Origin of the sequence: Enterobacter sp. UCD-UG_FMILLET, assembly GCF_000762975.1 — a bacterium.
Lineage (GTDB): Bacteria > Pseudomonadota > Gammaproteobacteria > Enterobacterales > Enterobacteriaceae > Enterobacter > Enterobacter dykesii.
Map to the genome: position 1 here is coordinate 49,270 of NZ_JRJC01000035.1, position 18,869 is coordinate 68,138.

Annotated in this window: 17 protein-coding genes; 12 read left to right on the forward strand and 5 right to left on the reverse strand. The window is 58.0% G+C overall.

Annotation, left to right across the window (positions count from 1 at the left end; translation table 11 throughout):
- The first annotated feature begins 41 nt into the window (after positions 1–41).
- The 3 genes from uvrD (at position 42) to corA (ending at position 3,512) form a co-directional block, all read left to right on the forward strand.
- Positions 42–2,204 carry a DNA helicase II gene (uvrD, locus tag LA04_RS14920; RefSeq protein WP_047652224.1) on the forward strand — a complete coding sequence of 721 codons (2,163 nt, stop codon included), beginning with the start codon at positions 42–44 and terminating at the stop codon, positions 2,202–2,204.
- 149 nt (positions 2,205–2,353) lie between these two features.
- Positions 2,354–2,410 (forward strand): YsgD/CorL family protein, encoded by a 57-nt coding sequence (ysgD, locus tag LA04_RS25040; RefSeq protein WP_212743980.1) that lies wholly within the window; start codon positions 2,354–2,356, stop codon positions 2,408–2,410.
- Positions 2,411–2,561: 151 nt separating this feature from the next.
- Complete coding sequence (corA, locus tag LA04_RS14925; protein ID WP_008501540.1) at positions 2,562–3,512, forward strand: magnesium/cobalt transporter CorA; 951 nt, start codon at positions 2,562–2,564, stop codon at positions 3,510–3,512.
- Positions 3,513–3,564: 52 nt separating this feature from the next.
- Here corA and rarD read toward each other — a convergent pair whose 3' ends face one another.
- Both rarD and yigI read right to left on the reverse strand, forming a co-directional pair.
- Complete coding sequence (gene rarD, locus LA04_RS14930) at positions 3,565–4,461, reverse strand: EamA family transporter RarD (protein WP_008501539.1); 897 nt, start codon at positions 4,459–4,461, stop codon at positions 3,565–3,567.
- A gap of 51 nt (positions 4,462–4,512) precedes the next feature.
- On the reverse strand, positions 4,513–4,980 hold the full coding sequence (gene yigI / locus LA04_RS14935; RefSeq protein ID WP_008501538.1) for an acyl-CoA thioesterase YigI: 468 nt from the start codon (positions 4,978–4,980) through the stop codon (positions 4,513–4,515).
- 163 nt (positions 4,981–5,143) lie between these two features.
- Between yigI and pldA the strand changes: the two genes are divergently transcribed.
- From pldA to rhtC, 3 genes are all read left to right on the forward strand, one after another.
- Positions 5,144–6,013, forward strand: a complete 870-nt coding sequence (gene pldA, locus LA04_RS14940; RefSeq protein ID WP_047652225.1) for a phospholipase A — start codon at positions 5,144–5,146, stop codon at positions 6,011–6,013.
- Between the two features lie 90 nt (positions 6,014–6,103).
- A complete protein-coding gene (recQ, locus tag LA04_RS14945) occupies positions 6,104–7,933 on the forward strand; it encodes an ATP-dependent DNA helicase RecQ (RefSeq protein ID WP_047652226.1) in 1,830 nt (609 codons plus the stop codon).
- Between the two features lie 61 nt (positions 7,934–7,994).
- Positions 7,995–8,615 (forward strand): threonine export protein RhtC, encoded by a 621-nt coding sequence (gene rhtC, locus LA04_RS14950; protein WP_010426287.1) that lies wholly within the window; start codon positions 7,995–7,997, stop codon positions 8,613–8,615.
- On the opposite strand, the gene rhtB is transcribed toward rhtC, so the two are convergent.
- Positions 8,612–9,232 carry a homoserine/homoserine lactone efflux protein gene (gene rhtB / locus LA04_RS14955; RefSeq protein WP_047652227.1) on the reverse strand — a complete coding sequence of 207 codons (621 nt, stop codon included), beginning with the start codon at positions 9,230–9,232 and terminating at the stop codon, positions 8,612–8,614. The genes rhtC and rhtB overlap by 4 nt on opposite strands.
- Positions 9,233–9,342: 110 nt before the next feature.
- Here rhtB and pldB point away from each other — a divergent pair, with 110 nt between their 5' ends.
- From pldB to LA04_RS14970, 3 genes are all read left to right on the forward strand, one after another.
- On the forward strand, positions 9,343–10,335 hold the full coding sequence (gene pldB, locus LA04_RS14960; RefSeq protein ID WP_032662837.1) for a lysophospholipase L2: 993 nt from the start codon (positions 9,343–9,345) through the stop codon (positions 10,333–10,335).
- Positions 10,336–10,366: 31 nt separating this feature from the next.
- Positions 10,367–11,167 (forward strand): sugar/pyridoxal phosphate phosphatase YigL, encoded by an 801-nt coding sequence (gene yigL, locus LA04_RS14965; RefSeq protein WP_047652228.1) that lies wholly within the window; start codon positions 10,367–10,369, stop codon positions 11,165–11,167.
- An 82-nt stretch (positions 11,168–11,249) separates the two neighbouring features.
- Positions 11,250–12,149, forward strand: coding sequence for a carboxylate/amino acid/amine transporter (locus tag LA04_RS14970; protein ID WP_047652229.1), 900 nt, complete (start codon positions 11,250–11,252; stop codon positions 12,147–12,149).
- Here LA04_RS14970 and metR read toward each other — a convergent pair.
- Positions 12,037–12,990, reverse strand: coding sequence for an HTH-type transcriptional regulator MetR (gene metR / locus LA04_RS14975; protein WP_047652230.1), 954 nt, complete (start codon positions 12,988–12,990; stop codon positions 12,037–12,039). The two genes, LA04_RS14970 and metR, sit on opposite strands and share 113 nt — an antisense overlap.
- A gap of 115 nt (positions 12,991–13,105) precedes the next feature.
- Here metR and metE point away from each other — a divergent pair, with 115 nt between their 5' ends.
- Positions 13,106–15,367, forward strand: a complete 2,262-nt coding sequence (gene metE, locus LA04_RS14980) for a 5-methyltetrahydropteroyltriglutamate--homocysteine S-methyltransferase (RefSeq protein WP_047652231.1) — start codon at positions 13,106–13,108, stop codon at positions 15,365–15,367.
- A gap of 46 nt (positions 15,368–15,413) precedes the next feature.
- Here the strand turns inward: metE and LA04_RS14985 are convergent, their stop codons facing one another.
- Positions 15,414–16,220, reverse strand: a complete 807-nt coding sequence (locus LA04_RS14985; RefSeq protein WP_023333795.1) for a dienelactone hydrolase family protein — start codon at positions 16,218–16,220, stop codon at positions 15,414–15,416.
- A gap of 255 nt (positions 16,221–16,475) precedes the next feature.
- Between LA04_RS14985 and udp the strand changes: the two genes are divergently transcribed.
- Positions 16,476–17,237, forward strand: coding sequence for a uridine phosphorylase (gene udp, locus LA04_RS14990; RefSeq protein WP_003860792.1), 762 nt, complete (start codon positions 16,476–16,478; stop codon positions 17,235–17,237).
- 140 nt (positions 17,238–17,377) lie between these two features.
- Positions 17,378–18,835 (forward strand): DNA recombination protein RmuC, encoded by a 1,458-nt coding sequence (gene rmuC / locus LA04_RS14995; RefSeq protein WP_047652232.1) that lies wholly within the window; start codon positions 17,378–17,380, stop codon positions 18,833–18,835.
- The last annotated feature ends 34 nt before the right edge of the window (positions 18,836–18,869 follow it).

The following is an 18,869-nucleotide window of genomic DNA, read 5'->3' on the forward strand; positions in this document are numbered from 1 at the left end:
AGTGGAAACATTCGCCTGCCCGACATGACGTGACGGTGCCAATGGACGTTTCTTACCTGCTCGACAGCCTTAATGACAAACAGCGTGACGCGGTTGCCGCCTCGCGCACCAACCTGCTGGTGCTGGCTGGAGCGGGCAGTGGTAAGACGCGCGTGCTGGTTCACCGTATCGCCTGGCTGCAGAGCGTGGAGAACTGCTCCCCGTACTCCATCATGGCGGTGACGTTCACCAACAAGGCGGCGGCAGAGATGCGCCACCGTATCGCCCAGCTGATGGGCACCAGCCAGGGCGGCATGTGGGTTGGCACCTTCCACGGCCTGGCGCACCGCCTGCTGCGCGCGCACCATATGGACGCCAACCTGCCGCAGGATTTCCAGATCCTCGACAGCGAAGACCAGCTCCGTCTGCTGAAGCGCCTGATCAAGGCGATGAACCTCGACGAGAAGCAGTGGCCGCCGCGTCAGGCGATGTGGTACATCAACGGCCAGAAGGACGAGGGGCTGCGTCCGGACCATATTCAGAGCTTCGGCAACCCGGTCGAGCAGACCTGGCAGAACGTCTACAAGGCCTATCAGGAAGCGTGCGATCGCGCCGGTCTGGTGGATTTTGCCGAGCTGCTGCTGCGCGCTCACGAGCTGTGGCTCAACAAACCGCACATCCTGCAGCACTACCGCGAACGCTTCACCAATATTCTGGTGGACGAATTCCAGGATACCAACAACATTCAGTACGCGTGGATCCGCCTGCTGGCCGGTGATACCGGCAAGGTGATGATCGTGGGCGATGATGACCAGTCGATCTACGGCTGGCGCGGGGCGCAGGTGGAGAATATCCAGCGCTTCCTCAACGATTTCCCCGGCGCGGAAACCATCCGTCTGGAGCAGAACTACCGTTCAACCAGCAACATCCTGAGCGCGGCCAACGCCCTCATTGAGAACAACAACGGGCGTCTGGGTAAAAAGCTGTGGACCGACGGCGTCGACGGCGAACCGATTTCGATCTACTGCGCCTTCAACGAACTCGACGAAGCCCGCTTCGTGGTGAACCGCATCAAAACCTGGCAGGATAACGGCGGCGCGCTGGAGCAGTGTGCCATTCTCTACCGCAGCAACGCCCAGTCGCGCGTGCTGGAAGAGGCGCTCCTGCAGGTGAGCATGCCGTACCGCATTTACGGCGGTATGCGATTCTTCGAACGTCAGGAAATCAAAGATGCGCTGTCGTATCTGCGCCTCATTGCGAACCGCAACGACGACGCGGCGTTTGAACGCGTGGTCAATACGCCGACCCGCGGGATTGGCGACCGCACGCTGGACGTCGTGCGTCAGGCCTCGCGCGATCGCCAGCTGACGCTGTGGCAGGCGTGCCGCGAGCTGCTGCAGGAAAAAGCCCTCGCTGGACGCGCCGCTAGCGCATTACAGCGCTTCCTTGAGCTGATTGACGCTCTGGCGCAGGAAACGGCCGACATGCCGCTGCACGTACAGACCGACCGGGTGATTAAAGACTCCGGCCTGAGAACCATGTACGAGCAGGAGAAAGGTGAGAAGGGCCAGACCCGTATTGAGAACTTAGAGGAACTGGTCACGGCAACGCGCCAGTTCAGCTACAACGAAGAAGACGAAGACCTGATGCCGCTGCAGGCGTTCCTCTCCCACGCCGCGCTGGAAGCGGGTGAAGGGCAGGCGGACACCTGGCAGGATGCGGTTCAGCTGATGACCCTGCACTCCGCCAAAGGCCTGGAGTTCCCGCAGGTGTTCATCGTCGGGATGGAAGAGGGGATGTTCCCGAGCCAGATGTCGCTGGATGAGGGCGGACGTCTGGAAGAGGAACGTCGTCTGGCCTACGTGGGCGTGACGCGCGCGATGCAAAAGCTGACGCTAACCTACGCCGAAACCCGCCGTCTGTACGGTAAAGAGGTTTATCACCGTCCGTCGCGCTTTATCGGCGAACTGCCGGAGGAGTGCGTGGAAGAGGTGCGTCTGCGGGCGAGCATCAGCCGTCCGGTCAGCCATCAGCGTATGGGCTCGCCGATTGCGGAAACGGACACTGGCTACAAGCTGGGCCAGCGCGTGCGCCATTCGAAGTTTGGCGAAGGCACCATTGTGAATCTGGAAGGCAGCGGCGAGCACAGCCGCCTGCAGGTGGCGTTCCAGGGGCAGGGGATCAAATGGCTGGTGGCGGCCTACGCGAAGCTGGAAACGGTCTAACATTCAGAAAAATATCATTATTTTGTAATAATCTGCTAGCCTTATACAGTGAAGGTCAATTAATGCCCTTCAGCGTTCCGTTGCGTGTTGACGCCACAGTTATAGCTGGCGTAACATGCGCGCACGATTACGCTAAGAGGACATTCGCCTTGGACACACCCAGTAGATACTGGCTCAATTCCCTGTCATCCAGGAACAACTCCTAAGGCTATCTCCTCTTGCTGATGGCCTTAGTGGTTGTCAGCGACCTGCATTATTCCCGTCGCGCTGAGTCAGGCTGTTTAATGGTCTGAAACCCAATTTGTTTCTGTGTGCCCACCGAACTGTCCGATATTTTTTGCATTGGGAGTCCCGGTCATGTTGAGCGCATTTCAACTCGAAAATAACCGACTGACTCGGCTTGAAGCCGAAGAGTCACAGCCCCTCATTGATGCCGTATGGGTGGATCTGGTCGAGCCGGACGACGATGAACGCCTTCGCGTACAATCTGAACTGGGGCAAAGCCTGGCAACCCGCCCGGAACTGGAAGACATCGAAGCATCCGCGCGTTTTTTTGAAGACGAAGACGGTCTGCATATTCACTCCTTCTTCTTCTTTGAAGATGCGGAGGACCACGCGGGTAACTCCACCGTGGCGTTTACCATTCGCGACGGCCGTCTGTTTACCCTGCGCGAGCGTGAGCTGCCGGCATTCCGCCTCTACCGCATGCGCGCCCGCAGCCAGGCAATGGTGGACGGTAACGCTTACGAACTGCTGCTCGATCTGTTCGAGACAAAAATTGAACAGCTGGCGGACGAAATTGAAAACATCTACAGCGATCTGGAAAAGCTGAGCCGCGTGATCATGGAAGGCCATCAGGGCGATGAGTACGACGAAGCGCTCTCCACGCTGGCGGAGCTGGAAGATATCGGCTGGAAGGTGCGCTTGTGTCTGATGGATACCCAGCGCGCGCTGAACTTCCTGGTGCGCAAGGCGCGTCTGCCGGGCGGTCAGCTGGAGCAGGCGCGTGAGATCTTACGAGATATCGAATCCCTGCTGCCGCACAACGAATCCCTGTTCCAGAAGGTGAACTTCCTGATGCAGGCGGCGATGGGCTTTATCAACATCGAGCAGAACCGCATCATCAAGATCTTCTCGGTGGTTTCCGTGGTGTTCCTGCCGCCGACGCTGGTAGCCTCCAGCTACGGGATGAACTTCGAGTTTATGCCGGAGCTGAAGTGGAGCTTTGGCTACCCGGGGGCGATTATCTTTATGATCCTCGCGGGGCTGGCGCCATATCTCTATTTCAAGCGCCGGAACTGGCTGTAAGAGCGAGGCGAATTCCCTCTCCCTGTGGGAGAGGGTTAGGGTGAGGGCAACTTTACAGCCCTTTACGCCCCCTGCGTTGGGTATAAATCGCATCGGCGACGAAAATCGCCAGCGCCACCCAGATAAAGGCGAACGTCACCATCTTATCCGCCCCCGGCACTTCGCCGTAGAACACCACCGCCAGCAGGAACATCAGCGTCGGGCCAATGTACTGGAAGAAGCCCAGCGTGGAGAGACGCAGGCGCGTCGCTGCACCGGTGAAGCACAGCAGTGGAATGGTGGTTACCACGCCCGCCGCCATCAGCATCAGGTTCAGCGACCACGGGTTGCTGCCCATGTGGCTGGTTGGGCTGTCGGCGATGCCGAAGAGATAAATCGCCGCTACCGGCAGCAGCCACAGGGTTTCAAACAGCATCCCCGTCTGTGCTTCAACCGCAATCTTCTTACGCACCAGGCCGTAGAACGCAAAGCTGAACGCCAGGCCGAGGGCAATAATCGGCAGCGAGCCGAAGGTCCAGAGCTGCACCAGTACGCCGCAGAAGGCCAGAATCACCGCCACCCACTGCATCCGGCGGAAGCGCTCCCCGAGGAAAATCATCCCCAGCACGATGTTCACCAGCGGGTTAATGAAGTACCCCAGGCTCGCTTCGAGCATGTGATGATTATTCACCGCCCAGATAAACAGCAGCCAGTTGCCGCCAATCAGCACCGCTGAGAGCGCCAGCAGGAAAATCTTTTTCGGGGTTTGCAGCAGCGTTTTGACGCCCGACCACTGACGGCTGAGGCTCATCAGCGCAATCATAAAGAAGAATGACCAGATAACGCGGTGAGTCAGGATCTCATCGGCCGGAACGTAGGCGATAAGCTTGAAATACGCCGGGGCGATACCCCAAATAAAATAAGCGGCAAGGGCGAGTAAAACGCCCTGCCGCGTCTGTTTAGCATCCATCGGGAAAATCCGTTACAAAAAAGTGAATTAATTTTACCCGATTTTGCCGCCTCAACCCACCATATAAGTGGCGGTTGCGCTGGCGATATACACCTGTTCTTCATTGTGTAATTCAACGCGCGCCACGGCAACTTTATTCCCCGCGCGCAGCAGGCTGCTGGTACAGGTAAAGCGATTTCCGCGCCCCGGGCGAAGATAGTCGACGCGCAGATCAATGGTGCCCATGCGCGCCAGACGCTGCCGGAGTTCGTCTTCGTTGATGGTGTCATGGCGGGTCAGCGTACTGCCCACGCAGACCAGACCTGCCGCCACGTCCAGCGCGGAGGCAATCACGCCGCCGTGCAAAATGCTTTGCGCCCAGTTGCCCACCATCATCGGCTGGTTGTTGAAGCTCAGCTGGGCAAAGTCTTTCTCGTAACGCTCCAGCTCCAGTCCCAGCGCGCGGTTAAACGGCATATGGTAAACAAAAATCTCGCCCACGAGTTTTAACACTTCTTCGGCGGTAAGCATGGCTGACATGAGGCATCACATCCTTATTGTTAACGAAATGTTGATTTTATGCCTCGGCAACAAGGAATTCCACTTTCAGAAACGAGGATGCAGCAGTTGTCGCAGAAGTCTGTAGAATGTTCGCCACATAACTATTCAGCTAATTTTACTCTTTTGCAGGAGAACACCACCGATGCGGACGTATCTGGCCTGGTTACTGGCGGCGGTTGCGCTGCCCCTCACAGCATATGCGCAGGAAGCGACGATCAAAGAGGTGCATGATAAACCTGCCGTTCACGGTAGCATTATCGCGAACCTTCTTCAGGAGCATGACAATCCGTTCACGCTCTATCCGTATGACACCAACTATGTGATTTACACCCAGACCAGCGATCTCAACAAAGAGGCGATAAGCTCCTATAACTGGTCTGATAATGCGCGTAAAGATGAGGTGAAGTTCCAGCTCAGCCTCGCGTTCCCGTTCTGGCGCGGTATTCTAGGCCCGAACTCGGTGCTCGGGGCGTCTTACACCCAGAAATCCTGGTGGCAGCTCTCTAACAGCGGAGAGTCCTCGCCGTTCCGTGAAACCAACTATGAGCCGCAGCTGTTCCTCGGTTTTGCAACGGATTATGAGTTTGCGGGCTGGACGCTGCGCGATGTCGAAGTGGGCTTTAACCACGATTCCAACGGTCGCTCTGACCCGACATCCCGCAGCTGGAACCGTGCCTATACGCGTCTGATGGCGCAGAACGGTAACTGGATGGTGGAAGTGAAGCCGTGGTATGTGGTCGGCAGTACGGATGACAACCCGGATATCACCAAATATATGGGCTACTACCAGCTTAAAGTCGGCTATCAGTTAGGCGATGCCGTGCTCAGCGCCAAAGGCCAGTACAACTGGAACACCGGCTACGGCGGTGCGGAAGTGGGCTTAAGCTATCCAATGACGCAGCATGTCCGCATCTATACTCAGGTATACAGCGGTTACGGCGAGTCGCTTATCGATTACAACTTCAACCAGACCCGCGTCGGCGTGGGCGTGATGCTGAACGATATTCTCTAGGCTGTTCGAATGTTTTTGCGTTAAACGTTGAAGTTTCTCTCTCAGGCGCTGAAAATAGCGCCTGTTTCATTTCTGGCATATGGGGTTAACGTGGCGCAGGCGGAAGTATTGAATCAGGAGTCGCTGGCTAAACAGGTTTTGCATGAAACCTTTGGCTACCAGCAGTTCCGCCCCGGCCAGGAAACCATCATTGAAACGGTGCTGGAAGGTCGTGATTGCCTGGTGGTAATGCCGACCGGTGGCGGCAAGTCCCTCTGTTATCAGGTGCCCGCGCTGGTGCTTAACGGCCTGACGGTCGTGGTATCCCCCCTTATTTCTCTGATGAAAGACCAGGTTGACCAGCTGCTTGCCAACGGCGTGGCGGCGGCCTGTCTCAACTCGACCCAAACCCGGGAGCAGCAGCAAGAGGTGATGGCCGGGTGTCGCACCGGACAGATCCGCCTGCTGTATATCGCCCCGGAACGCCTGATGCTGGATAACTTCCTCGATCACCTGGCGCACTGGAACCCGGTTCTGCTGGCGGTGGATGAAGCGCACTGTATTTCCCAGTGGGGACACGATTTCCGCCCGGAATACGCGGCCCTCGGCCAGCTGCGTCAGCGCTTCCCCGAGCTGCCGTTTATGGCGCTTACCGCCACGGCGGATGACACCACCCGTCTGGATATCGTTCGCCTGCTGGGGCTAAACGACCCCTATATTCAGGTCAGCAGCTTTGACCGCCCTAACATCCGCTACATGCTGATGGAAAAGTTCAAGCCGCTGGATCAGCTCCTGCGCTACGTCCAGGAGCAGCGCGGCAAGTCCGGCATCATCTACTGCAACAGCCGCGCGAAGGTGGAAGACACCGCCGCGCGTCTGCAAAACCGCGGCTTTAGCGCCGCCGCCTATCACGCCGGATTAGAGAACCACATCCGCGCCGACGTGCAGGAAAAATTCCAGCGTGACGACCTGCAGATCGTCGTCGCGACAGTGGCGTTCGGAATGGGGATCAACAAGCCCAACGTGCGCTTTGTGGTGCACTTCGACATCCCGCGCAATATCGAATCCTACTATCAGGAAACCGGCCGCGCCGGGCGTGACGGGCTGCCTGCGGAAGCGATGCTGTTTTACGATCCGGCCGATATGGCGTGGCTGCGCCGCTGTCTGGAAGAGAAGCCGCAGGGACAGCTGCAGGATATCGAGCGCCACAAGCTCAACGCGATGGGCGCGTTTGCCGAAGCGCAAACCTGCCGTCGTCTGGTGTTGCTCAACTACTTTGGTGAAGGGCGCCAGGAGCCGTGCGGCAACTGCGATATCTGCCTCGATCCGCCAAAGCAGTACGATGGCCTGATGGACGCGCGTAAGGCGCTCTCGACCATTTACCGTGTGAATCAACGCTTCGGGATGGGCTACGTGGTGGAGGTGCTGCGCGGTGCCAACAACCAGCGTATTCGCGATATGGGTCACGACAAGCTGCCGGTCTACGGTATTGGCAAGGAGCAGAGCCACGAGCACTGGGTGAGCATCATTCGCCAGCTGATCCACCTCGGCTTCGCCACGCAGAACATTGCTCAGCACTCCGCCCTGCAGCTGAACGAGGCGGCGCGTCCGGTCCTGCGCGGTGACGTTGAGCTTAAGCTCGCCGTGCCGCGCGTCATCGCCCTGAAGCCACGCGTGATGCAGAAATCCTACGGCGGCAACTACGACCGCAAGCTGTTCGCCAAACTGCGCAAGCTGCGTAAAGCCATCGCCGACGAAGAAAACATCCCTCCTTACGTGGTGTTCAACGACGCGACGCTGATCGAGATGGCCGAGCAGATGCCGCTCAGCGCCAGCGAAATGCTCAGCGTCAACGGCGTGGGGACGCGCAAGCTGGAGCGCTTCGGTAAAGAGTTTATGGCGCTCATCCGCTCTCACGCCGATGGTGATGATGAGGAGTAGTCAGCCGGGCGAAAAAGTGCCAGGATGATGACTCACTGAATTATTTCCTCGCGAGCTAATTATGTTAATGCTATTTCTCACCGTGGCGTTAGTGCACATCGTTGCGCTGATGAGCCCCGGCCCGGACTTTTTCTTCGTATCACAAACGGCCGTCAGCCGCTCCCGCAAAGAGGCGATGATGGGCGTGCTCGGTATCACCATGGGCGTTATGGTCTGGGCGGCGGTCGCGCTGCTCGGTCTGAACCTTATCCTGGCGAAGATGGCCTGGCTGCATAACATCATTATGGTCGGCGGCGGTCTGTACCTGTGTTGGATGGGCTACCAGATGCTGCGCGGGGCGCTGAAGAAAGAAGAGAAAAAGCCGGAAGAGCCAAAGGTGGAGCTGGCAACGGGCGGCCGCAGCTTTGTAAAAGGGCTGCTGACCAATCTGGCGAACCCGAAAGCCATTATCTATTTCGGCTCGGTGTTCTCGCTGTTTGTCGGCGATAGCGTCGGCGCTGGCGCGCGCTGGGGCATCTTCCTGCTGATCGTCGTTGAAACCTTTGCCTGGTTTACTATCGTGGCCAGCCTGTTCGCCTTACCGGCGATGCGCCGCGGCTACCAGCGTATCGCGAAGTGGATTGACGGCTTCGCCGGCGCGCTGTTCGCCGGCTTCGGCATTCATCTCATCATTTCTCGCTAAGCGTGACGCGCTGACGCAAGCAGCGCGCCAACCAGCATAAACAGCGAGCCAAAGACTTTATTCAGGGCCTTCATCTGCTTAGGCCCTTTAATCCACGCCGCAATTCGCTGCGCCAGCGTCGCATAACCAATCATCACGATGATATCGACGATAATGGTGGTCGCGCCCAGCACCACGTACTGCATCACCTGGGGCTGATGCGGAACGATAAACTGCGGGAACAGCGCGGCGAGGAAAACGATGCTCTTCGGGTTGGTCAGGTTGACGAACACCGCGCGCTTAAACAGATGGCCGCGGTTTTGCGTCTGAGCCAGCGTATTCAGGTTAATGGAGCCTGCCGCGCGCCACTGCTGGATGCCGAGCCAAATCAGATACGCTGCCCCGGCCCATTTCAGCACCTCAAAGGCCAGCACGGAGCGGGAGAACAGGGTCCCCAGACCGATCCCGACCAGCACAATATGAATGCCCAGCCCGGTCTGCAAACCGGCAATCGACGCCGCCGCGCCGCGGTTGCCGTGATTGATGGAGGTGGTCATGGTGTTAATAGCACCCGAACCCGGAGAAAGGCTGAGGATAATGGATGTCAGCAGGTAGGCGAACCACCATTCGAAGGTCATTTGAAACTCCCGAACCGTCTATTTTTATGCCACAATACGCTATTATTGAGTCATTTTGTGACCGGTGACGAAAAAAACGATATTCCCTGGATTACGTGAGTGGAAACCCAATGTTTCAGCAGAAAAAGGACTGGGAAACACGAGAAAACGCCTTTGCTGCTTTCTCTATGGGGCCGCTGACCGATTTCTGGCGGCAGCGTGAGGAAGATGAGTTTACGGGCGTCGGGGGCGTCCCGGTGCGTTTCGTTCGTTTCCGAAATGAAAAAAATGACCGGGTGATTGTGGTCTGCCCCGGGCGTATTGAAAGCTACGTTAAATACGCCGAGCTGGCCTATGACCTGGTCCATATGGGGTTCGATGTCCTGATCATCGACCATCGTGGACAGGGGCTGTCCGGACGTATGCTGCCGGACACGCACCGCGGGCACGTCGATCGCTTCAGCGATTACGTCGACGATTTTGCCGCGTTCTGGCAGCAGGACGTGCAGCCCGGCCCCTGGCGCAAGCGGTATATTCTTGCGCACTCCATGGGCGGCGCCATTTCGACGCTGTTTTTGCAGCGTTATGCGCACCAGTGCGACGCCATTGCGCTCACCGCGCCGATGTACGGTATCGTCATCCGTTTTCCTGACTGGATGGTGCGCCATCTTCTTGACTGGGCTGAGGGCCATCAGCGCATTCGTGAAGGTTACGCCATTGGCACAGGACGCTGGCGCGCGCTGCCGTTCGCCATCAACGTCTTAACCCACAGCCGGCAGCGTTATCGCCGTAACCTGCGCTTTTATGCCGATGAACCGCGCTTGCGCGTCGGCGGCCCGACCTGGCACTGGGTGCGTGAGGGTATTCTGGCCGGTGAGCAGGTGCTGGCGGGCGTAGGCGATGATGACACGCCGACGCTTCTGATCCAGGCGGAAGAAGAGCGTGTGGTGGATAACCGCATGCATGACCGCTATTGTGAACTGCGCGCTGCAGCCGGTCACCCTTGTGAAGGGGGTAAACCGCTGGTCATTAACGGCGCGTTCCATGAGATCCTTTTTGAAAAGGACGCTATGCGCTCAGTCGCGCTTAACGCCATTGTTGAATTTTTCAACAGGCATAATTGATTCTTGTTTTCCACCAGAGGTTGAAATCCCTATGTACCAGGTTGTTGCATCTGATTTAGATGGCACGCTGCTTTCCCCCGACCACACCCTGTCGCCTTACGCGAAAGAGACCTTAAAACTCCTGACTGCCCGTGGCGTGAACTTTGTGTTCGCCACCGGCCGCCACCACGTGGACGTGGGGCAGATCCGCGATAATCTTGAGATCAAATCGTACATGATCACCTCCAACGGTGCGCGCGTGCATGATACCGACGGCAACCTGATCTTTACCCATAACCTGGATCGCGATATTGCCGCCGATCTGTTCGGCGTGGTGCATAGCAACCCGGCTATCGTCACTAACGTTTACCGCGACGACGACTGGTTTATGAACCGCCACCGCCCGGATGAAATGCGTTTCTTCAAGGAAGCGGTATTCAACTACTCCCTTTACGAACCTGGCCTGCTGGAGCCGGAAGGGATCAGCAAGGTGTTCTTCACCTGCGACAGTCACGAAGAGCTGCTCCCGCTGGAACAGGCGATCAACGCCCGCTGGGGCGATCGCGTTAACGTGAGCTTCTCAACCCTGACCTGTCTGGAAGTAATGGCGGGTGGCGTCTCCAAAGGTCACGCGCTGGAAGCGGTTGCGAAACGTCTGGGCTTCGGGCTGAAAGACTGTATCGCCTTCGGTGACGGCATGAACGACGCCGAGATGCTTTCGATGGCGGGCAAGGGCTGCATCATGCAGAACGCGCACCAGCGTCTGAAGGATCTGCACCCTGAGCTGGAAGTGATTGGCTCTAACGCTGACAACGCGGTACCGAAGTATCTGCGCAAACTGTTCCTTGAATAATCTTCATTCGATTATTTATTGCTCAGTTGTCAACTAAAGAGTTCGCTACAATGCCTCTCCTTCTTTCTGAGAGACAAGCATTGTGGCGCTACTCATTATCACCACTATCCTGTGGGCCTTCTCCTTTAGCCTGATTGGCGAATACCTTGCCGGTTCGGTCGACAGCTACTTCTCGGTGCTGATGCGCGTGGGGCTGGCGGCGCTGGTGTTCCTGCCGTTTCTGCGCACGCGCGGGCAATCGCTGAAAACGATTGTGCTGTACATGCTGGTGGGGGCGATGCAGCTCGGCATCATGTATCTGTTCAGCTTCCGGGCTTACGTCTACCTGTCCGTCTCCGAATTCCTGCTCTTTACCGTGCTGACGCCGCTCTATATCACGCTGATTTACGACCTGCTCAGCAGGCGCCGCCTGCGCTGGGGATACCTGCTGAGCGCCGCGCTGGCGGTGATCGGCGCGGCGATTATTCGCTATGACAAAGTCAGCGATCACTTCTGGACCGGGCTGATGTTCGTCCAGCTCGCCAACATCAGTTTTGCCATCGGCATGGTGGGCTACAAACGCCTGATGGAAACCCGTCCGATGCCGCAGCATAACGCGTTCGCCTGGTTCTATATGGGCGCCGCGATTGTCGCGGTGGCGGCGTGGTTTATGCTCGGTAACCCGCAAAAACTGCCGACCACCACCGTGCAGTGGGGTGTTCTGGTCTGGCTGGGCGTGGTGGCGTCAGGGCTGGGGTACTTCATGTGGAACTACGGCGCTACGCAGGTAGACGCCGGTACGCTGGGGATCATGAACAACGTGCATGTCCCGGCAGGGCTGCTGGTCAACCTCGCCATCTGGCAGCAACAGCCGCACTGGCCGAGCTTTATTATTGGGGGAGCGGTGATCCTGGCTTCGCTGTGGGTCCATCGCCGATGGGTCGCTCCGCGCTCCGCACAAACGGAAGATGGTCGCACGCGTGGTTCCGCGCTGAGCGAATAAACGCCTCCGTAATCGGCTGACGCTGCTCGCCATCGCGCACGGCGGCGTACAGTCGGCTCCACAGTCCTTCACCCAGGGTTTTGGTCTGCACCAGACCCTGGCGTTCAAAACTCTCCACCACCCAGTGTGGCAGCGCCGCGATACCCATTCTGGCCGCCACCATCTGAATCAGCAGCAGGGTGTTATCCACGCTTTTCAGCTGCGGGCTAATGCCTGCTGGCTGCAGGAAGTGGCGCCAGATATCCAGGCGGCTGCGCTGCACCGGATAAATCAGCAGCGTCTCTGTCGCCAGGTCTTCCGGCGTGATGCGCGTTTTGGCCGCCAGCGGATGGTCCGGCGCCAGCACCAGGCGCACTTCATAATCAAACATCGGCGAATAGTGCAGGCCGCTGCGCGACAGGATGTCAGAGGTCATGACCAGATCCAGCTCGCCCTGCTGCAGCGACGGCTGCGGGTCAAAGGTCACGCCGGATTTGAAGTCCATCTCCACCTGCGGCCACTTCTGGCGGAAGTTCTCAAGCGCGGGGGTCAGCCACTGAATACAGCTGTGGCACTCAATGGCGATGCGCAGTTTGGTCTGCTGCGGTTCGTTACACGCCTGCAGCGCGCTGGCGATTTGCGGCAGTACCTGATTCGCCAGCTGAAGAAGAATTTCACCCTGCGGCGTAAAGCGTAGCGGCTGGCTCTTACGCACAAAAAGACGGAAGCCGAGGCGTTGTTCCAGATCGCTGAACTGGTGAGAAAGGGCAGACTGGGTCTGGTGCAGCGTGGCCGCAGCCGCCGCGAGCGAACCGCAGTTCCGCAACGCTTGTAGCGTTTTCAGGTGTTTAATCTCGATCATGAAAGTCCTTCACTTCGCCATGAACATATTGCGCTTGAGGAATATACAGTACCTGCCAATTATAGATGTGTAAACATCTGGACGTCTAAATAACGAATTTCACAAGGGGCACACCATGACAATCCGCAATCACACTCTCGGTTTCCCTCGCGTCGGCCTGCGTCGCGAGCTGAAAAAAGCGCAAGAAAGCTACTGGGCGGGTAATGCCACCCGCGAAGAACTGCTGGCGGTGGGGCGCGAGCTGCGCGCCCGCCACTGGGATCAGCAAAAACAGGCGGGCATTGACCTGCTGCCGGTGGGCGATTTCGCCTGGTACGACCATGTTCTGACGACCAGCCTGCTGCTTGGCAACGTGCCGGCTCGTCATCAGAACAAAGATGGATCGGTAGATATCGATACTCTGTTCCGCATCGGCCGTGGCCGCGCGCCAACGGGGGAGCCAGCGGCAGCGGCGGAAATGACCAAGTGGTTTAACACCAACTATCACTATATGGTGCCGGAGTTCGTCAAAGGCCAGCAGTTCAGGCTGACCTGGACGCAGCTTCTGGACGAAGTGGATGAAGCGCTGGCGCTGGGCCACCAGGTGAAGCCGGTGCTGCTCGGGCCGGTAACGTACCTGTGGCTGGGCAAAGTAAAGGGCGAGCCGTTTGACCGACTCAGCCTGCTGAAGGATATTCTGCCGGTCTACAAACAGGTGCTGAGTGAGCTGGGCAAACGCGGCATTCAGTGGGTGCAAATCGACGAACCGGCGCTGGTGCTTGAGCTGCCGCAGGATTGGCTCGATGCCTTCAAACCGGCGTATGACGCGCTCACCGGTCAGGTAAAACTCCTGCTGACGACCTATTTTGAAGGCGTGACGCCGAACCTGAAGACCATTACCGCGCTGCCGGTGCAGGGCCTGCACGTTGACCTCGTACACGGTAAAGACGATGTCGCGGAACTGCATAAGCGTTTGCCAGCGGACTGGCTGCTCTCCGCCGGGCTGATCAACGGCCGTAACGTCTGGCGCGCCGATCTCACCGAGAAATACGCGCAAATCAAAGACATCGTCGGCAAACGCGAGCTGTGGGTGGCCTCGTCCTGTTCGCTGCTGCACAGCCCGATCGATCTGAGCGTAGAGACCCGTCTGGATGCTGAGGTGAAAAGCTGGTTTGCCTTCGCCCTGCAAAAATGTGAAGAGCTGACGCTGTTGCGCGACGCGCTGAACAGCGGCGACACGGCGGCGATTACCGAATGGAGCGCCCCGATCCAGGCGCGTCGTCACTCGGCGCGCGTGCACAACCCGGCGGTGGAGAAACGCCTGGCGGCCATCACCGCCCAGGACAGCCAGCGCCAGAGTCCGTACGAGGTGCGCGCCGAAGCACAGCGCGCCCGCTTTAATCTGCCTGCGTGGCCGACCACCACAATTGGTTCTTTCCCGCAGACTACGGAAATCCGCGGCCTGCGCCTGGACTTTAAAAAGGGCAATCTGGATGCGAATCACTACCGCACCGGCATCGCGGAACACATCAAGCAGGCGATTATCGAGCAGGAACGCCTGGGGCTGGACGTGCTGGTGCACGGTGAAGCCGAGCGTAACGACATGGTGGAATACTTCGGTGAGCACCTGGACGGCTTCGTCTTTACCCAGAACGGCTGGGTGCAGAGCTACGGCTCCCGCTGCGTGAAGCCGCCGGTGGTTATCGGTGACGTCAGCCGCCCGGAAGCGATCACCGTGGAGTGGGCGAAGTATGCCCAGTCCCTTACCGACAAGCCGGTAAAAGGGATGCTCACCGGTCCGGTGACCATTCTCTGCTGGTCGTTCCCGCGTGAAGACGTGACCCGTGAAACCATCGCCAAACAGATCGCCCTGGCGCTGCGTGATGAGGTGGCGGATCTGGAAGCGGCAGGCATTGGCATTATCCAGATTGACGAACCGGCCCTGCGCGAAGGGTTGCCGCTGCGCCGCAGCGACTGGGATGCCTACCTGCAGTGGGGCGTGGAGGCGTTCCGCATCAACGCCGCGGTGGCGAAGGACGACACCCAGATCCACACCCACATGTGCTACTGCGAATTTAACGACATCATGGATTCGATTGCCGCGCTGGACGCCGACGTGATCACCATCGAGACCTCGCGTTCAGACATGGAGCTGCTGGAGTCGTTTGAAGAGTTCGACTACCCGAATGAAATCGGGCCGGGCGTGTACGACATTCACTCCCCGAACGTGCCGAGCGTGGAGTGGATTGAAGCTCTGCTGAAAAAAGCGGCCCAGCGCATACCGGCGGAGCGCCTGTGGGTGAACCCGGACTGCGGACTGAAAACCCGCGGCTGGCCGGAAACCCGCGCGGCGCTGGCCAACATGGTGAAGGCGGCGCAGAACTTGCGCCAGGCGTGATGAATTGTAGGCCCGGTAAGGCATAGCCGCCACCGGGCTTTTTTTATTACGCTTTCTTACCGCCGTACTGGCTAAACCACGCCAGCATCCTCTGCCAGCCATCTTTGGCTGATTCTGCGTGATAGCTCGGACGATAATCGGCGTTAAACGCGTGCCCGGCATCCGGGTATACCACAATCTCCGCCTTCGCATTTGCCGCGCGGAGCGCATGGCGCATGGTCTCTACCGAATCCAGCGAAATACCGGTGTCCTGGCCGCCGTAAAGCCCTAACACGGGGGCGTTCAACTCCGTGGCGATATCGACCGGATGTTTCGGTGAATTCAGCGTTTTTTCACCCACCAGCTTGCCGTACCAGGCGACAGCGGCTTTGAGCTGCGGGTTATGCGCGGCATACAGCCAGCTAATGCGTCCGCCCCAGCAGAAACCGGTGACCAGAAGACGATGCGGATCGCCGCCGTTGCGCGCCGCCCAGCTGGCGACGTGATCGAGATCGGCCAGCACCTGCGCGTCCGGGACTTTGCTGACCAGGTTGCTGAGCAGTGTTGGAATATCGCTGTAGTCGTTCGGATCGCCCTGACGGAAGTAGAGCTCTGGCGCAACGGCCAGATACCCTTCCAGCGCCAGCCGACGGCAGAGGTCGCGAATGTGTTCGTGAACACCAAATATCTCCTGAATCACAATCACGATGGGCAGCGGACCGTCTGCCGATTTTGGCCGTGCGTGATATGCAGGCATATTCTCCCCCTGCGAGGGAATGGAGGTCTCGCCCGCGGTAATTGCCGCTTCTGGCGTCGACACGATGGTTGAAGCATGGGGGGCCGCAGCAGGTGCAAAACCGGTTTTTTCAGTCATGGCATTCTCCGTACCAATGAGTTAGCGCAAAGGTAAATATAGACACCAGGTTAACAACTCACAGTGCCTTAAACGGTCTATCTTTTGTGCAGCACCTGGCGATATAACTTGTTAATGTGATGTGAATCACTTTTTTATGGAAATTCAATGTAATCATTTTCATTCATGGTGAGGTGTGTCACGAAAATATGCTTACTGCTTCTGTAAAGTACCGTTTTACTTCTTCTGACTAACCGACCCACAGAGGAGTCACCTATGTCTAAGTCTGATGTTTTTCATCTCGGCCTCACCAAAAACGATTTACAAGGGGCTACGCTCGCTATCGTCCCTGGCGATCCTGAGCGTGTGGAAAAGATCGCCGCGCTGATGGATAAGCCGGTCAAGCTGGCTGCCCATCGTGAGTTCACCACCTGGCGCGCAGAGCTGGATGGCAAAGCGGTGATCGTGTGCTCTACCGGTATCGGTGGTCCGTCTACGTCTATTGCTGTGGAAGAGCTGGCGCAGCTGGGCATCCGTACTTTCCTGCGTATCGGCACCACCGGCGCTATCCAGCCGCACATCAACGTCGGTGACGTGCTGGTCACGACCGCGTCCGTTCGTCTGGACGGCGCAAGCCTGCACTTTGCACCGATGGAATTCCCGGCAGTGGCTGATTTCGAATGCACCACCGCGCTGGTTGAAGCCGCGAAATCCGTAGGCGCAACTACCCACGTGGGCGTCACCGCCTCTTCCGACACCTTCTACCCGGGCCAGGAGCGTTACGACACCTTCTCAGGCCGCGTGGTAAGCCGTTTCAAAGGCTCAATGGAAGAGTGGCAGTCCATGGGCGTGATGAACTACGAAATGGAATCCGCAACGCTGCTGACCATGTGTGCAAGCCAGGGTCTGCGTGCCGGTATGGTGGCGGGCGTGATCGTTAACCGCACCCAGCAGGAGATCCCGAACGCCGAAACCATGAAGCAGACCGAAAGTCATGCAGTGAAAATCGTGGTGGAAGCAGCGCGTCGCCTGATCTAATCCTCACTTCCGAAATCAAAGGCCGACGCGTTCGGCCTTTTATTTTTTGCGTAGCGCCTCGCAGGAAAACCCTTTCAAACTGGACGTTTATACAGCACAATTCTATTTTGTGCGGGTAATACGTTGATGCAGGGGGCATTGTGGATATCTCAATCCTGATTTACGCGGTGATTGCGCTGGTGGGCTTAGGGATTGGCTGGCTGATTTCCAGCTACCAGCATGCGCAGCAGAAGGCCGACCAGCTGGCCGAGCGAGAAGAGATGGTCGCCGATTTAAGCGCGACAAAACAGCAGCTTGCGCTGAGCGAACACTGGCGCGACGAGTGTGAATTGCTCAATAACGAGCTGCGCAACCTGCGCGATATCAACACGTCACTGGAAGCCGATCTCCGCGAAGTGACCACCCGCCTTGAATCCACCCAGCTGCATGCGGAAGACAAAATCCGCCAGATGATCAACAGCGAGCAGCGCCTTAGCGAACAGTTTGAGAACCTCGCTAACCGAATTTTTGAGCACAGCAACCGCCGCGTTGACGAACAGAACCGCCAGAGCCTGAACAGTCTGCTGACGCCCCTGCGCGAACAGCTTGACGGTTTTCGCCGTCAGGTGCAGGACAGCTTTGGTCAGGAAGCCCGCGAGCGTCACACCCTGGCGCATGAGATTCGCAATCTCCAGCAGCTCAATGCCCAGATGGCGCAGGAAGCGGTTAACCTGACCCGCGCGCTCAAAGGGGATAACAAAACCCAGGGCAACTGGGGCGAAGTGGTGCTGACCCGCGTCCTGGAAGCTTCTGGCCTGCGGGAAGGGTACGAATACGAAACGCAGGTGAGTATCGAAAACGACGCCCGCTCACGCATGCAGCCGGATGTGATCGTGCGGCTGCCGCAGGGCAAAGATGTGGTGATTGACGCCAAAATGACGCTGGTGGCGTATGAACGCTACTTTAATGCGGACGATGACTACACCCGCGAGTCTGCGCTGCAGGAGCACATTGCCTCCGTGCGTAATCATATTCGCCTGCTTGGCAGAAAAGACTACCAGCAGCTGCCGGGTCTGCGCTCGCTGGACTATGTCCTGATGTTCATCCCGGTAGAACCTGCGTTCCTGCTGGCTCTCGACAGACAGCCTGAACTTATCACCGAAGCGCTCAAAAATAACATTATGCTGGTCAGCCCCACCACGCTGCTGGTGGCGTTACGCACCATTGCGAACCTGTGGCGCTACGAGCACCAGAGCCGCAACGCGCAGCAGATTGCCGATCGTGCCAGCAAGCTGTACGACAAAATGCGCCTCTTCGTGGACGACATGTCTTCAGTCGGGCAGAGCCTGGATCGTGCGCAGGATAACTACCGCCAGGCGATGAAAAAACTCGCCTCCGGACGTGGCAATCTGCTGGCACAGGCCGAATCATTCCGCAGCCTGGGGGTTGAGGTTAAACGCGAGATTAATCCGGAATTGGTCGAACAGGCCACCGCACAGGACGATGAGTTTCGCCTGCGAGAAGGTGCGGGCGAACAAAAGACAAACAGTGAAGACAACACGTTAGCGGCGGATTTATCATCAGACGAGACTCCAGCGCGTTTCTTTCGCGGTGGTTGAAACGTAGGGCAAACGCGCCCAATCTGTTACACTT

Bases quoted from the DNA above. Each gene is read 5' to 3' on its own strand.
- uvrD (WP_047652224.1), top strand. From the start codon at position 42: ATGGACGTTTCTTACCTGCTCGACAGCCTTAATGACAAACAGCGTGAC.
- corA (WP_008501540.1), top strand. From the start codon at position 2,562: ATGTTGAGCGCATTTCAACTCGAAAATAACCGACTGACTCGGCTTGAA.
- rarD (WP_008501539.1), bottom strand. From the start codon at position 4,461: ATGGATGCTAAACAGACGCGGCAGGGCGTTTTACTCGCCCTTGCCGCT.
- yigI (WP_008501538.1), bottom strand. From the start codon at position 4,980: ATGTCAGCCATGCTTACCGCCGAAGAAGTGTTAAAACTCGTGGGCGAG.
- pldA (WP_047652225.1), top strand. From the start codon at position 5,144: ATGCGGACGTATCTGGCCTGGTTACTGGCGGCGGTTGCGCTGCCCCTC.
- rhtC (WP_010426287.1), top strand. From the start codon at position 7,995: ATGTTAATGCTATTTCTCACCGTGGCGTTAGTGCACATCGTTGCGCTG.
- rhtB (WP_047652227.1), bottom strand. From the start codon at position 9,232: ATGACCTTCGAATGGTGGTTCGCCTACCTGCTGACATCCATTATCCTC.
- pldB (WP_032662837.1), top strand. From the start codon at position 9,343: ATGTTTCAGCAGAAAAAGGACTGGGAAACACGAGAAAACGCCTTTGCT.
- yigL (WP_047652228.1), top strand. From the start codon at position 10,367: ATGTACCAGGTTGTTGCATCTGATTTAGATGGCACGCTGCTTTCCCCC.
- metR (WP_047652230.1), bottom strand. From the start codon at position 12,990: ATGATCGAGATTAAACACCTGAAAACGCTACAAGCGTTGCGGAACTGC.
- metE (WP_047652231.1), top strand. From the start codon at position 13,106: ATGACAATCCGCAATCACACTCTCGGTTTCCCTCGCGTCGGCCTGCGT.
- LA04_RS14985 (WP_023333795.1), bottom strand. From the start codon at position 16,220: ATGACTGAAAAAACCGGTTTTGCACCTGCTGCGGCCCCCCATGCTTCA.
- udp (WP_003860792.1), top strand. From the start codon at position 16,476: ATGTCTAAGTCTGATGTTTTTCATCTCGGCCTCACCAAAAACGATTTA.